This window comes from Flavobacterium alvei (genome assembly GCF_002920895.1).
Classification (GTDB): Bacteria; Bacteroidota; Bacteroidia; order Flavobacteriales; family Flavobacteriaceae; genus Flavobacterium; species Flavobacterium alvei.
Genome location: NZ_PQVG01000001.1, coordinates 657,866 through 672,190, shown reverse-complemented (window position 1 = coordinate 672,190; position 14,325 = coordinate 657,866). Strand labels below are relative to the sequence as shown.

At 34.8% G+C, this 14,325-nt stretch carries 10 protein-coding genes and 1 tRNA gene; 1 reads left to right on the top strand and 10 read right to left on the bottom strand.

The window, feature by feature from the left end; genetic code table 11:
• Positions 1-30 precede the first annotated feature (30 nt).
• Positions 31-2,709: an SdiA-regulated domain-containing protein gene (locus tag C3L50_RS02785; RefSeq protein ID WP_103804594.1), complete on the top strand. Its 2,679-nt coding sequence runs from the start codon at positions 31-33 to the stop codon at positions 2,707-2,709.
• A gap of 30 nt (positions 2,710-2,739) precedes the next feature.
• Here C3L50_RS02785 and C3L50_RS02780 read toward each other — a convergent pair whose 3' ends face one another.
• The 10 genes from C3L50_RS02780 to murC form a co-directional block, all read right to left on the bottom strand.
• Positions 2,740-3,576: a zinc-dependent peptidase gene (locus C3L50_RS02780; protein WP_103804593.1), complete on the bottom strand. Its 837-nt coding sequence runs from the start codon at positions 3,574-3,576 to the stop codon at positions 2,740-2,742.
• A 97-nt stretch (positions 3,577-3,673) separates the two neighbouring features.
• Positions 3,674-5,011 carry a beta-galactosidase small subunit-related protein gene (locus C3L50_RS16410; RefSeq protein ID WP_207764296.1) on the bottom strand — a complete coding sequence of 446 codons (1,338 nt, stop codon included), beginning with the start codon at positions 5,009-5,011 and terminating at the stop codon, positions 3,674-3,676.
• 6 nt (positions 5,012-5,017) lie between these two features.
• On the bottom strand, positions 5,018-6,550 hold the full coding sequence (locus C3L50_RS16405) for a glycoside hydrolase family 2 protein (RefSeq protein WP_207764295.1): 1,533 nt from the start codon (positions 6,548-6,550) through the stop codon (positions 5,018-5,020).
• Between the two features lie 125 nt (positions 6,551-6,675).
• Positions 6,676-7,902 (bottom strand): hypothetical protein, encoded by a 1,227-nt coding sequence (locus tag C3L50_RS02770; RefSeq protein WP_103804592.1) that lies wholly within the window; start codon positions 7,900-7,902, stop codon positions 6,676-6,678.
• A 97-nt stretch (positions 7,903-7,999) separates the two neighbouring features.
• Positions 8,000-8,076, bottom strand: a tRNA-Arg gene (locus C3L50_RS02765).
• A 64-nt stretch (positions 8,077-8,140) separates the two neighbouring features.
• The gene (locus C3L50_RS02760; RefSeq protein ID WP_103804591.1) at positions 8,141-8,590 is read right to left on the bottom strand and encodes a GatB/YqeY domain-containing protein; all 450 of its coding nucleotides are present in this window, start codon (positions 8,588-8,590) and stop codon (positions 8,141-8,143) included.
• 191 nt (positions 8,591-8,781) lie between these two features.
• Positions 8,782-10,743, bottom strand: coding sequence for a cell division protein FtsZ (gene ftsZ, locus C3L50_RS02755; RefSeq protein WP_103804590.1), 1,962 nt, complete (start codon positions 10,741-10,743; stop codon positions 8,782-8,784).
• A gap of 40 nt (positions 10,744-10,783) precedes the next feature.
• On the bottom strand, positions 10,784-12,166 hold the full coding sequence (gene ftsA / locus C3L50_RS02750) for a cell division protein FtsA (RefSeq protein ID WP_103804589.1): 1,383 nt from the start codon (positions 12,164-12,166) through the stop codon (positions 10,784-10,786).
• Between the two features lie 6 nt (positions 12,167-12,172).
• Complete coding sequence (locus C3L50_RS02745; protein WP_103804588.1) at positions 12,173-12,895, bottom strand: cell division protein FtsQ/DivIB; 723 nt, start codon at positions 12,893-12,895, stop codon at positions 12,173-12,175.
• Entirely contained in the window at positions 12,882-14,231 is a 1,350-nt protein-coding gene (murC, locus tag C3L50_RS02740) for a UDP-N-acetylmuramate--L-alanine ligase (protein ID WP_103804587.1), read from the bottom strand. Before murC ends, C3L50_RS02745 begins: the two co-directional genes overlap by 14 nt.
• Positions 14,232-14,325 lie beyond the last annotated feature (94 nt).

Sequence of the window (14,325 nt, the reverse complement as noted above, 5' to 3'; positions counted from 1 at the left end):
ACATTTGTAGCTAATCTAAAAAATTAGTTTATGAAAAAATATTTACCTTCAAAATTGAAAAAATCCTTTATGTCAAATATGTCAATGGGATTGTTTTCAATAACTGCTTTAATTAGTTTTAATCAAAATACAAATGCACAAACTGTCGATCTTTCGACATACGTGAGAGTGGGACGATATGATTTGCCAGAACCAACTAGAACTGCACATCCAATCAATAATTTACTAACACAAGAAGCCTCGGGAGTAACTTACAATTGGGATACCGATACGCTATTTATTGTTGGAGATGGAAGTACTGCTGTTACTCAAGTATCAAAAACAGGGCAACTAATCGACACGATGACATTGGCACAAGGAAGCAGCCCGCAAGGAACTGATTTTTATGATACAGAAGGAATTACTTATATTGGCAATGGTCAATTTGTAATGACAGAAGAACGCGATAGGCAAGTGGTTTTATTTACTTATGCTGCTGGAACAACTCTTGCTAGAGCAAATACAAAAACCGTAAAATTAGGAACATTTGTTAACAATGTTGGAACAGAGGGGCTTTCTTTTGATCCATTAACCAATGGCTACATTGTTTTAAAAGAAATCTCTCCTATGGGGATTTTTCAAACAGGAATTGATTTTAATGCAGGAACGGCCACTAATGGTTCTGCCACAACGGATAACTCTGTTAATCTTTTCGACCCAGCTTTATTAGGTTTTACAGATGTTGCCGATGTGTTTGCCTTGTCTAATTTGCCCGCATTGAACGGACAACCTCTTTATAATAACTTGTTGGTTTTGAGTCAAGAAAATGCCAAAGTGGTCAATGTAAGTCGAAGCGGAGTCATTTCAAGCACTTTAACTATTGTTTCAGATCCAGGAAATCCTTTAGACGCTCCTAATCAACAACACGAAGGAATGACAATGGATCGCAATGGAAATTTATATATCGTTAACGAAAATGGTGGTGGCGATATTGATCATCCGCAACTTTGGGTTTATGCTCCATCAGCTCTTGCAAATCAAGCGCCAACTGCTATTGCTTTGGCCAATACCACAAATTCTGTTTTAGAAAATTCAAACACAACATCTGCTGTTAAAATTTCAGATATTTTGGTTACCGATGATGGATTAGGAACAAACACATTATCTTTATCTGGTGCCGATGCTAGCTTTTTTCAAATCACCGGTTCTGCTTTATATATTAAGGCGGGAACGGTATTGGATTATGAAACTAAAACTAGTTATGCTGTTACTGTAAATGTAGATGATGCCACAGTTGGTTCTACTCCAGATGCTTCAGTTAACTTTACACTATCGATTACAGATATAGCTGTTGAAACAACACAAGCTGCTGCCGTGAGCATTACTGAAGTAGCGCCTTGGTCTAGTAGTAATGCTCTAGTTGGAGCCGATTGGTTTGAAGTAACCAATAACGGAAACGCCACTCTGGATATTACAGGTTGGAAAGTAGATGACAGTTCTAAATCTTTTGCAGCAGCATTGACCTTAAACGGAATTACAAGTATTGCTCCGGGTGAATCAGTTATTTTCTTGGAGACAAGTGCTACAAATGCAGTAACAATTATAGCTAATTTCAAATCGGCTTGGTTTGGTTCTAATGTTCCTGCTAATTTACAAGTAGGAAGTTACACAGGCAGCGGAATAGGTTTGAGCACATCTGGTGACGAAGTAAATTTATATGATGCCGGCGGAAATCTTAAAGCGAATGTTGTTTTTGGTTTAGCAACAACTAATAAAACATTTAATAATGCAGCCGGTCTAGCTAATACAACAATAATAGTATTAAGCCAAGTTGGTGTTAATGATGCATTTGCTGCTAAAAATGATACAAATCAAATTGGTTCTCCAGGTACAATAGGAAAACTATTCATTTCCGAGATAGCACCTTGGTCAAGCGGAGATAGTCCTGTGGGAGCAGATTGGTTTGAAGTGACCAATACAAAAGCTGTAGCAATTGATATTACAGGATGGAAAGTCGATGATAACTCACAATCACCTGCAGCAGCAGTCGCATTAAACGGAATTACTAGTATTAATCCTGGAGAATCGGTACTATTTATGGAGACGAATGATTTGACTGGGAAAACTGCTTTATTTTTAAGCAACTGGTTTGGAGCAAATCCACCAGCAGGTTTAAGAATTGGAAACTATTCTGGTAGCGGAGTTGGGTTGTCTGGAAGTGGAGATCAAGTAAATTTATACAACACTACAAGTGCCACGCCTCAAGCTTCAGTATTATTTGGCGCATCACCAACTGGTACTTTCAGAACATTTGATAATACGGCTGGATTGAATACTATAACCACTGCGGTTACACAATTAAGTGCAGCGGGTGTTAACGGAGCATTTGTTGCCGTAAACAGTAGCAGTGAAGTTGGTTCACCTGGAGTTTTCGTATCGCCAAATACAACTTTATCTATTGATACGCCTTCAGAAATGAATGCTTCTTTTAAAGTAATTGCTTTTCCAGTTCCGTCAAGTTCCACTTTTCAATTAGGCTTAACAACAATTAGTAATGATCCTGTTGAGGTGAAAGTTTATGATATGAACGGAAAATTGGTAGAATCACTTCAATTTGATGCTAGTGAGGCTGCTAATCAAAAAATTGGAAATAATTATTCAACTGGTTTGTACAATGTTATTGTAATTCAAGGAAAGAATGCCAAAACGGTTCGTTTGATTAAGAAATAAGATTGCCTTAAATAAATAACCCTCGTTAATTCAGACTATGAATTGACGAGGGTTTTTCATTAAATCACTTTCTTTAAAATTTATCATAGATAAAACATTTGCATATAATTCGGGATAGGTTTTTTTAAAATCTAGAGGAGTTTCAAAGAAATGCTCAAGTACTACCGATAAGAATTCGAATTGATTTTCAAACGCATACAATCTAAAATAGCCATTTTCTTGTAGTTGATTATTCAAATTTTGATTATTAAAATATTTTACAACTTCCTGAAACCCATCATAAAAAATGATGGCGCTAGGCTGATTGCTTTTCAAACAATGAAAATGCAATACGTGCGAAAACTCGTGGAAGCCTAGATTAATATTGTCGTTTGTGGTTTTGTGCCCTAGTATAAAATCTTCCCAAGAAAAAGCTACCACTTTCATCATTGGATTAAATTCTCCTTTATGATATTGTTGATTTGCATTAGAAAAATAAACAGAAGGATAAATAATAATTGTTTTAAAAAGGTCTATTAGATAATCTCTCATTCCAAACGTAAGCATTGTGTAAGTTCCAGCGATGATAATTTTCATTTCGTCTTTTACCAATAAATCTTCTTTACCTACAAATTGATAATGCTTGATGAATTCTTTGACACGATGCTCAAAATAGGTTTTTTTTCTATCAGAAAGTTGATTGTAAAACGGAAATTCAGTTGTTAGAATTTGTCTTTGTTCAGACGTTAATTTTTTAGGATATAAGTAAAAATATAGATATAATGGCTTGTGAAAAATCAACATATAAGTGGGTTCAATAATCCTAAAGACAAGAACAGTAAGCAAAACAAAGCCAAAAAGCAATAAAACAAAAAATGGAAATACCATATTTATAAACTTATTAAAAGTGATTTTATAAGGCTAAAAGTACAGTTTTTTAAAGTAAATGATTAAAAAAAACAACCAAAGTAACGATTGTTCTGAACTATTTTGTTGTCAATAATTCAATACTGAATTCGCCCACAAAAGGCTCTCCCAAATCTGTTCGAAGTTGCGGTATCGATTCATCTGCTTTGCGCCCTTTTTCGGGTCTTCCTAAAACACTCGATAAAATAAATACTGTTTCGGGTTTTGCAGCATAGTGCTCCATATAACCCAAATTCGTGATGCGTACGCTACCAATTTTGCCACTTTGTTCAAGCCAACGTATTGATTTGGTTCCCGTAGTTTCTTTTTCTTTACTGAATCCTCCCCATAGTCCAAGAATTGGTGCCGATTGCTTGTTAGGATAAGCATCGTATGGACCAAGTCCTAACCAGTACAAACGGTTTAGCTCTGGCACAGCATCGACTGCCATTCCCACAATTGGCAAACAAGGTGCGGTTACTTTAGTCTGAATTTGGTAATGTACATTCATTCTTCCATTGGCTTCAATAATATATTTATAAATGACAGTAAATTGATTTTTACCGTCCACCAAATAATTTACCGTGGCATTGATAACTACATTTGATTGATTTTCTTCAATATTCCAAGCTGTTACCGATTGTTTATAGTGATTGAGGTCGGCAGCTTCGCTAGCTTCTTTTTTGCCAACTACACTCATTTCTGCTCTGTCTAATTTGTGCCATATTACGGGTCTCAAATCTTTGATCAGTACTTTCTCGTTTAAACCTGCAGCTATGAATTGGCCTGTTTTGGGGCTAAAGATATATTGTATTTCTCCAACGTCTATGGTAAGGTTTTCTGCTTTTATAACAGATATTTTTCTTATCGGAACAGCTTTTGGCAAAGGCTTTAGTCTTGAACAAAGTTCAACGGCTTTTCGGTTTATTTCAGTTCCTTCTGCATTAGTAAAAATAAACCAAGCATAATACGTTTTTCCTGAACCAATAGTAGTCAGTTTCTCCAATGGTAGTTTAAAGGTTGACTCAGTATGTGGTTGCCCTTCGATTGTGCCAAAACCTGAAGCCAGTTCTTTTTCGTCCTCTCGAATAGACCAAGTGATTTTTATGTTATTTAGATTTGTAAAGTCAAAATCATTCTGAACAGGTATATTTACCGATGCTTCGCCAGGAGTGAATAATACCTTGTTCACATCTGGATAAACTTGTGCATATACAGCTTTTGTTTCCCAATAATCGCGTGTCAAATTGCGGTAAGAATCTACAATACCATCCCAACCAGCATCATCAATTCGGAGATAATCATTGCCATCACTCAACTTTGAAGATTTCTCTTTAGGTCTTAAAACTGGCGTTTTGATTCCTTGATCGGCCCACATCCAAATAGCGGCTCCGGCTCCAGAAGGATGTTTGGTCAAAGCTTTTCAGCGGGCTTCCAAACCACCAAATCCATCAATGCCAAAGGCATGTGTGTATTCGGTAGAAATAATCGGACGACTAGATTTACTTGCTAATTGGTCGTATTCCTGCGGTTTCCAATAATGAGGAGCAAGAATATCAACTTCGGTAGGAAGCCATTCTTCTGCACGCCAAGGCAACAAAACAGGACGAGTAGAATCGATACTTTTAACCAATTTCACCGATGCTAGATGTAAAGCAGTCAATGCGTCTTCATTTCCAATAGACCAATAAATAACAGATGGTCTATTGATGTCTCGAACAACTGTTTCATACGACCGTTGCAATACTGCTCCAGAAAAGGATTCGTCATACATAAGTTCTGCAGCGCCTCCTAGAGAAATTTCTTCACCAACATACATACCTAGCTCGTCGCACAACGCAATAAACCCTTGTGAATGAGGATAGTGAGCCATTCGGATATAATTTATATTTGCTGCTTTCATTAGTTTAATATCTTGTAACCAGTGTTCTTTGGTAGTTGCTCTGCCTACATCAGGGTGCTCGTCGTGCCTGTTCACACCACGTAGCTTAACCGCTTGACCGTTAATCCTGAAAATACCTCCATCGGTAGAAATATTGCGAAATCCGATGCGTTCAGTTCGAGAGTGTGTCACCACATTTTTTTCCAAAAGCTCAATTTGAAGATTGTACAAATAAGGAGTTTCGGCCGTCCAGTGTTGAGGTTTTTTTATACGCATAGTCATCAATACTTCTCGATTTGTAGCCGTATGTCCAGATACTAAAATTTCTTGAGAATCTACTTTTTTTCCTTCTTTTGTAAATAAAGTAGCTCGCAAATTGTATGATTCGCCCGGGCTCGGATAATTGCCCGGTAGTGTTTCTTTGTTCCTATCACCCACCATTATATGTAGCTTTAAATCGGCATCTTCGAATAAATTGTCAAATATTGTCTTTACAACAATATGATCGAGCCACCTGTTTTTTGGCACTGCTTCTAGTGTAACATCGCGATAAATACCTCCTAACGTCCAGTCGTCATAAACATCAAATTTGTAATCTCGATTTACTTGACGCACTCGAACAGCAAGTCGATTAGATTCTCCTGCTTTGATTTTGTTTGTTACACTAAAAGAAAAAGAGGTGTACCCTCCGTGGTGAGTGCCAATCAAATTTCCGTTGAGCCAAACTTCTGCTGATGACCATACTCCACCAAAATGAAGTTGTATGTTTTTTTCGCTCCAGTTGGCTGGTACTTTAAAATCTAGCAAATAAAATCCTTCGCTGGCTTTATCATTTTCAAATCCACGATAAACGGGTTCTTCAAATCCAAGAACAGCCCAGTTTGAGGGTACTGGTATTAACCTAAAACTACCGCTATCAAATTTGTCATTGTAAAATTTTGATAACGCCTCTGCTTCTTTTTCGGTTTTTGCTAGCGCAAAACGCCAATCTCCATTCAGGTTGATTTGCTCTTGAGAGAAAATTTGAAAACTAATTAGTAGTACTGTAATTACTAGAAAAGGACGAAGGTTCATAATTAAAATCCGATTGTATTAATAGAGCATCAAAATTAATCGAATTTAACATAACGAATGAATTATTGACTTATTCAAAACACATCCAAAACTATGGACATGATAACTAATTGTATTTCAGTAAATTAAAAACTATATAGATTTTCTTCGTTTAAAGATTTCAAACTGAGTTTTTTAACATATCCGTTGCCTCTAAATTCAACAAAAACCCCTCTTAAATCTCCGATAGACTGTTTGTAAGTTCCCCGAAACAATAATTTACCATTTACAAACAAGTCCAAATTTTTATTTCGGTTGATTAATTTTACGGTATTCCATTGGTTTAAATCAAGAACAAATCTTGACAAATCGTTTTTTGTACCCAAAAAAATCTGCTCACTGACGATGTTTATTACCCTTGAACTACATCCTGAATTCACAAAATTGAACCTAATTATATTATCAATTCCCGAAATTTGAAATTGTACACTAGTACACGAAATCCCTTTTTTTTGTAGTGTTTTTTTAAAAGTAGTTTCAAAAATAAAATTATCCGAATGATTTTTTAATGGTGTAAAATTACAAAGTCGGGTAAAGTAGGGCTTCAAAGTGTCTAATCCTGATTTATGCAATTGTTCATTGGAAATGTAAAAAAGACTGTCTTTGTCATTTTTTAAAACAGGAAAAGCATAATAATTATTTGGAATATCTCGTTGGCGAAGGAATCCTAAACCCAACCATTTGTTTAAAGAAACTGATATTTTTGATTCGGCAAGAACAGTAGCTCCGCTTTTGAAATTAACTTTGAAAACCCCTGGAAACAGATAAACGTGAGTTATTTTTGTTTGTTCTGGCTCTAGATAAATTAGGGGTGATTTATCGCCAAAATCCATGAAAATACTATCCTCAGATTTTGGTATTTGCAAATCAAAAAAAGCGGTTTTGGGTAAAAGACCTTCTGTATTGGAAACTTTAATTGTTCCTGAATTAATATCTTCATTCTTACTTAAGAAATACAAACTAATAACTACCAATAAGCCAATTGAAAAGCTCCATACAAAACCAAATTTCAAAAAGATATTAGAATCAGATTTTGATTTAATCAACTCATTGTCATTTTTGTCACAAGGAAGATGTCCGCTGTATTTTTTAAGTGCATCAATAGTAGCATACTGTGGTAAATAATCATCTTCAACGGCTATTTTTCCGAATACTCGTTTGAGTGTATTGGTGCTTATATTGATTTTGGTTTCTTTTTGAATTTCACGACTAAAATCAATAAAATCGCTATGTTTCCAATCGTCTGAAGCACCACGATTAAAACGTGTTTCGCAGCATTTAATAATATTTTTAAGAGCTACTTTTTTATCCATGACACAAATATATAGAAAAATAAGTGTTCAAAAAAGTTAGATGAATTATTAAGAATTGGATATAAAAAATCCTATTCCACAAGGAAATAGGATTCTTTGGTGACCTCGGCAGGGTTCGAACCTGCAACCTTCAGAGCCGAAATCTGAAATTCTATCCAGTTGAACTACGAAGCCTTTTTATTGTAGATTTATGATTGTAGAGTTCAGATTGTAGATTCAATCTGAACTCTAAATTATATTAAGTCAATAATTTTTTTACTATAGAAGAGATGGTTTTTCCTTCAGCTGTTCCTCCTAATTGCGCTGAGGCTATTCCCATTACTTTTCCCATAGAGGCTATTCCTGACGCACCAGTTTCAGCAATGATTTTTGCAATTACGGCTTCTACTTCGGCTTCGGATAGTTGTGCTGGCAAGAATTTTTCGATTACAGCGATTTGAGCCAATTCTGGTTCTGCCAAATCCATACGATTTTGCTCGATAAAAATCTTGGCACTGTCCTTACGGGTTTTAACCAATTTTTGAAGTAATTTTATTTCGTCTGCTTCGGTGATTTCTTCTTTTGATCCAGATGAAGTTTGAGCTAAAAGAATTTCTGATTTAATGGCTCTTAAAGCTTCTAATGCAACGGTATCTTTGGCTCTCATGGCGGTTTTTATTTCCTCCATGATTTGTGTAGATAAGCTCATAATAATTTATGATTTAGATTTATGATTTTAGAATGTTTAAACCCCAAATATTGGGTTGCATTCGGGAGCACAAATTTATAGTAATTTAATCGAATTAGCAACTGATTATAGTAGCGTTCCTTGTTCTGATACCAAAAAATAACCCGAAAATTGAATAAATTTTCGGGTTAGGCAACTTTGGTTTGAATTAGTTAGTCAACATTATCGTGCAAAAATGAATTATTTGATCTTAATTGTAGATCATCATTGCTGTCTGTTCCAACTGAAATCCTAGAATTTGTACTAGATAGTTGTGATTTTGAAAGATCTATTCCGTGTCTTTTGTAGGCTGGTTCTCTTTCTAGTTCGTCAATTCTTGAAACGTTATTGTGAAATTTATAGTTGAATTCTTTTAATTTTTTTCTTCTTTCTTCAGTTCTTAATTTCATCGATTCTTGAATGGTCATGTCCATTGGAGAAATACTTTCTAGTGTTGAAGTAGCGTTTTCAATTACATCAATTTTTTTCATTGTGATGTTCAATTCCTCTGGAATTACTTCCTCAACAACTGCAGGAGTTGGTTTAGAGTTCATAAAAGTATTTTCTATTTCAGTATATTCTTCAAGAGTATGTCTAATAATTCCATTGTCGGTCAATTCTGTTACTGGAACAAATTGCACAGCCTCATTCACTTTGATGTCGCGCGTTTCTTTACTTAATTCGAAAAGCGTTTTGGTCTCTTCTAATTGTACAGGTTCTGATTTTATAGGTTCTGATTTAAAAAGAGGTAAATCAAATGAAAATGAAGCTTGTTCTTCTTTGTGGAAAAATTTTGGCTCAACAACCTCTATTTGTTTTACTTCTGGCGACGAAACAACAAAATCAAGGTCTTTTATAGGAGAAACTATTTCGAATGTAACATCTAAGTTTTTGATGAATTCATTCATACCCATAAGTTCTTCACTTTTGAGTACAACTTTTGCAGGTTCTTCAACGATTTCTTCAACGATTTCATCTTCTTCTAATAATTCAAAAACGATTCTTTCTTCTGTCTTTGCAATTGGTGAATCGATAGGATTATTGAAAGATGTAACTGTGTTTTTTGTCAAATCAAACGCATTACTTTTTTGTTCGTCATCAAGAGTGTGAATGATTTTTGTTGGCTCAACATTTACAATTTCGTGTTGTTGTTCGATATCAAATCCGGTAGCAATAATGGTTACTGAAATAGATTCTCCAAGCGATTCATCTTCACCAACTCCCATAATAATATTGGCATTATGTCCCGCTTCGGCTTGAATATAATCGTTGATTTCTCCAATTTCATCAATTGTAATTTCATCTGAACCAGAAACGATGAGCAACAATACGTTTTTAGCTCCAGTAATTTTATTGTCGTTCAATAAAGGAGAATCCAAGGCAGAAATTATTCCTTCTTTAGCTCTGTTGGCTCCAGTAGCGACAGCCGATCCCATAATAGCAGTTCCGCTGTTGGCTAATACTGTTTTGGCATCTTTTAAATCGATATTTTGCGTGTAGTGATGTGTAATTACTTCTGCAATTCCTCTTGAGGCAGTTGCTAATACTTCGTCAGCTTTTGAGAATCCAGCTTTAAAACCTAGATTACCATACACTTCTCTCAATTTGTTATTGTTGATAACAATTAGTGAATCGACTTGTTTGCGTAATTTTTTTATTCCAATATGAGCTTGTTCTAAACGAACTTTCCCTTCAAATGAGAATGGTAAAGTTACGATTCCAACCGTTAAGATGTCTCTTTCTTTGGCCAATTGAGCAATTACTGGCGCTGCACCTGTACCGGTTCCTCCACCCATTCCAGCGGTGATAAAAACCATTTTGGTGTTACTATCAAGCATTTTTTCAATATCAGAAATGCTTTCTATAGCAGATTGTTGTCCTACATCTGGATTTGCACCTGCGCCAAGTCCCTCGGTTAGGTTTACTCCTAATTGAATTTTGTTGGGCACAGCACTGTTGTCCAAAGCTTGTGAATCAGTATTACAAACGATAAAATCTACGCCTTTAATACCTTGTTTGAACATGTGGTTTATAGCGTTGCTTCCGCCGCCGCCAACACCTATTACTTTTATTACATTTGATTGGTTTTTTGGTAAATCAAATGAAATGCTGCCAAATTCTGAGTTGCTCATCATCTTATGGATTTTATTATTTTTAATTTATTTTTTTTATTCTTTATTCTGCGTTGTCTAAGAATTCTTTAATTTTTCCTAAGTAACCACTTAAATCAAAAAAGTTTTTTTTGTTTGAAGTTTCTTCGGTTGTTTTTTTAGTAGCAATTGGGATGTTTAAGTCCTCAATTTTTTCTGTAACAATTGGCTCTTCTTGAGGTTGAAATACTGGAGGTGTAACGATTTTAGGTCCAGCGTTTTTGTCTATTTTGATAGCACTTTGAGTTTTGTTTTCGATGCTATTCATTACTAAACCTACTGCTGTGGCATACAATGGGCATGAAATTTCTTCGTCAGAGTTGCCAGCTAAATGTTCGTTTGGATAACCAATTCGTGTATCCATTCCGGTGATGTATTCTACTAATTGTTTGATGTGTTTTAATTGGGCACCTCCACCAGTTAATACAATTCCAGCTATTAGTTTTTTGCGAGGATCGTCATGTCCATAATCTTTTATTTCTGAAAAAACTTGCTCAATAATTTCATTCACACGCGCATGAATTATTTTCGATAAATTTTTAAGAGAAATTTCTTTAGGTTCTCTTCCTCTTATTCCTGGAATAGAAACAATTTCAATGTCTTTATTTTCTCCAGGCCAAGCTGATCCAAATTTCACTTTCAATAATTCGGCTTGGTTTTCTATAATCGAGCAGCCTTCTTTGATGTCATCGGTGATTACATTACCACCAAAAGGGATTACTGCTGTGTGGCGAATAATACCGTCTTTGAATATGGCTAAATCGGTTGTTCCTCCGCCAATATCAATCAATGCAACTCCTGCCTCTTTTTCTTCTTGGCTTAAAACAGCATTTGCAGATGCTAAAGGTTCTAAGGTTAGACCTGACAATTCGATATCTGAACTCTGAATGCATCTTGCAACATTTCGAATTGAAGATGCTTGCCCTACAACAACGTGAAAACTAGATTCTAATCTTCCACCGTACATTCCTACCGGTTCTTTGATGTCTGCTTGTCCGTCAATTTTATATTCTTGTGGCAAAACATGAATAATTTCTTCTCCAGGTAACATTGCCAATTTGTTTACTTGGTCTATTAGAAGTTGAATGTCATAATTGCTAATTACTTCTTCAGCATTTGTTCTGATAATATAATCACTGTGTTGAATGCTTCGAATGTGTTGACCAGCAATACCTACTACAACATCGTTTATTTTGTAACCTGATTTGTTTTCTGCTTCAAGAACGGCTTGCTGAATGGATTGAATGGTTTGAGTAATGTTGTTTACAACTCCTCTTGCCACACCTAAACTTTTGGATTTTCCAACCCCTAAAATTTCTAATTTTCCGTACTCGTTTTTCTTGCCAATCATGGCAACTATTTTTGTCGTCCCAATATCTAGACCTACTGCAATATTCTCTTTTTCCATTATCTATTATTTAGTACATACTACTTGCTGAGCAAATCTTAGGTCGATTGTTTTGTATTTATTTAATGAGCTATCTAAAACTGCTTTCTGAAAAAAAGCTTTGTAATTATTAAATTTTGCTTTCATTCTTAATGTCCCACCAAAATCAATCTGATAGTCGTAATTCCTGTTCATCATTTTAATGCTTCCATTTGGCATAATCTGAACACCAATGATGTTTTTTTTCAAAAACTCATCGTCATATATAATCCGAAATAATTCGGCTAATTTTTTGCTATTTTTTTTATTTATTTCCCCTGAAACAAGCGGAACTCTAGCCGTATAATTTGATGATAAAGGCATTGTATTTCCTTTATAATCAATATAGAATGACTTTTCTCCGTCAAAAATCCTGGCTATTGGAGTTTTTTGTTTCACAACTGCTTTTAACTCGCCATCGATGCTCACAAACACATCAGATTTTTCAATCATTTTGTTTGCATTTAGCTCTCTTTCCAGTTTATTCAAATCTAATTTATCTTTGCCTATACTTTTTACGTCTTTATTATTTTCTATTAACAATTTATTAACCGTTTCTGAAGTAATATATGGAGCGGTATCTCCTACAAAAACAACGGTTGATTTTGTCAATTTTCTGCTATTATTTCGATTTGAAGTAAACGAATACAGAAAAATCACCAATGAAAACATCAGTATTAATCGAATATTTGCCCAATTAAACAGTTTCATTTAACGAATTTTTAATTGTTGTTACCATTTCTCCAATATCTCCTGCACCAATTGTTACTATAACGGTTGCGTTACTTTCTAAAATTGATGGAATCAAATTTTCTTTTGTAGTTAATTTCTTGTTCAAATTTTCTACTTTATCGATTAGCCAACTGGATGTAATTCCTTCCATTGGCAGTTCTCGTGCTGGATAAATATCCAATAAAATCACTTCATCAAAAGCTGACAAACTTTTGGCAAATTCATCGGCAAAATCTTTGGTTCTGCTAAACAAATGAGGTTGAAAAACTGCTAAAACTTTTTGGTTTGGATACAATTCTCTAACGGCTTGATGAACCGCATTTATTTCGGTTGGATGATGAGCATAATCATCGATATAAACTAATCTTTCGTTTTTAATTTGATAGGAGAATCTTCTTTTTATTCCTTTAAAAGAACGCAAAGCACTAGCAATGTCTTCGGTTGGGAGGCCAAAGGTTTTTGCCATTGCCAATGCCATTAGCGCGTTCATTAAATTGTGTTTTCCTGGCAAACCAAATTCAATATTGTATAATGTTTCTGTTGGTGTTTTTACATCAAAAACATATTGACTGTTTATAATTCTGATATTGAAAGCGGTGAAATTTGCCTCTTCATTTACTGCACAAGTAAGACCTTTTATTGGCAACTCGGTTGTTATGAAAAGTTTGGATTTATCTTCAATTTTATCTGCAAATTCTGTAAACGAAGCTTCGATTGCTGTTTTGTCGCCATATATATCTAAATGATCTGCATCCATTGAGGTTACACAAGCAATATCGGGATGTAGGTGCAAAAAGGAGCGGTCAAATTCGTCGGCTTCTACAACTGTTATTGTTTTTCCGTTTCCAATTAAATTAGAATTATAATTTTCGACAATTCCACCAACAAAAGCCGTTACATCGACACCACTTTCGAACAATATATGTCCAAGAATGCTTGATGTAGTGGTTTTTCCGTGAGTTCCAGCTACAGCAAAACAAAAGGTGTCTTTTGTAATGATACCAAGAACTTCGGCTCTTTTTTTCAATTCATAATTTCGTTCTAAGAAATAATTCCATTCTGAATGTGATTTTGGAACCGCTGGTGTGATAATCACAAGGGTGTTTTCTGCGTAATAATCAGTTGGAATTAAATCAATTCTATCTTCAAAATGAATGTCAATTCCTAGTTGAGAAAGGTCTTTTGTAAGTTCGGTTTCTGTTTTGTCATAACCAGATACATTTTTCCCAATGGCTTTGAAATAACGCGCCAAAGCACTCATTCCAATTCCTCCAATTCCTATAAAATAGACGTTATGTATTTGATTTAGATTCATATTTAATTTAAAATTTTATTTCAATAATAATTTCAATTTTAAAAATTTATAATTGAAATTGCTTTTTTATTTATTATTCAAATTGACATTGCAA

What these genes read in the sequence shown, in the direction of transcription:
- C3L50_RS02785 (WP_103804594.1), top strand. Translation starts at nt 31, where the DNA reads ATGAAAAAATATTTACCTTCAAAATTGAAAAAATCCTTTATGTCAAAT.
- C3L50_RS02780 (WP_103804593.1), bottom strand. Translation starts at nt 3,576, where the DNA reads ATGGTATTTCCATTTTTTGTTTTATTGCTTTTTGGCTTTGTTTTGCTT.
- C3L50_RS16405 (WP_207764295.1), bottom strand. Translation starts at nt 6,550, where the DNA reads ATGAACCTTCGTCCTTTTCTAGTAATTACAGTACTACTAATTAGTTTT.
- C3L50_RS02770 (WP_103804592.1), bottom strand. Translation starts at nt 7,902, where the DNA reads ATGGATAAAAAAGTAGCTCTTAAAAATATTATTAAATGCTGCGAAACA.
- C3L50_RS02760 (WP_103804591.1), bottom strand. Translation starts at nt 8,590, where the DNA reads ATGAGCTTATCTACACAAATCATGGAGGAAATAAAAACCGCCATGAGA.
- ftsZ (WP_103804590.1), bottom strand. Translation starts at nt 10,743, where the DNA reads ATGATGAGCAACTCAGAATTTGGCAGCATTTCATTTGATTTACCAAAA.
- ftsA (WP_103804589.1), bottom strand. Translation starts at nt 12,166, where the DNA reads ATGGAAAAAGAGAATATTGCAGTAGGTCTAGATATTGGGACGACAAAA.
- C3L50_RS02745 (WP_103804588.1), bottom strand. Translation starts at nt 12,895, where the DNA reads ATGAAACTGTTTAATTGGGCAAATATTCGATTAATACTGATGTTTTCA.
- murC (WP_103804587.1), bottom strand. Translation starts at nt 14,231, where the DNA reads ATGAATCTAAATCAAATACATAACGTCTATTTTATAGGAATTGGAGGA.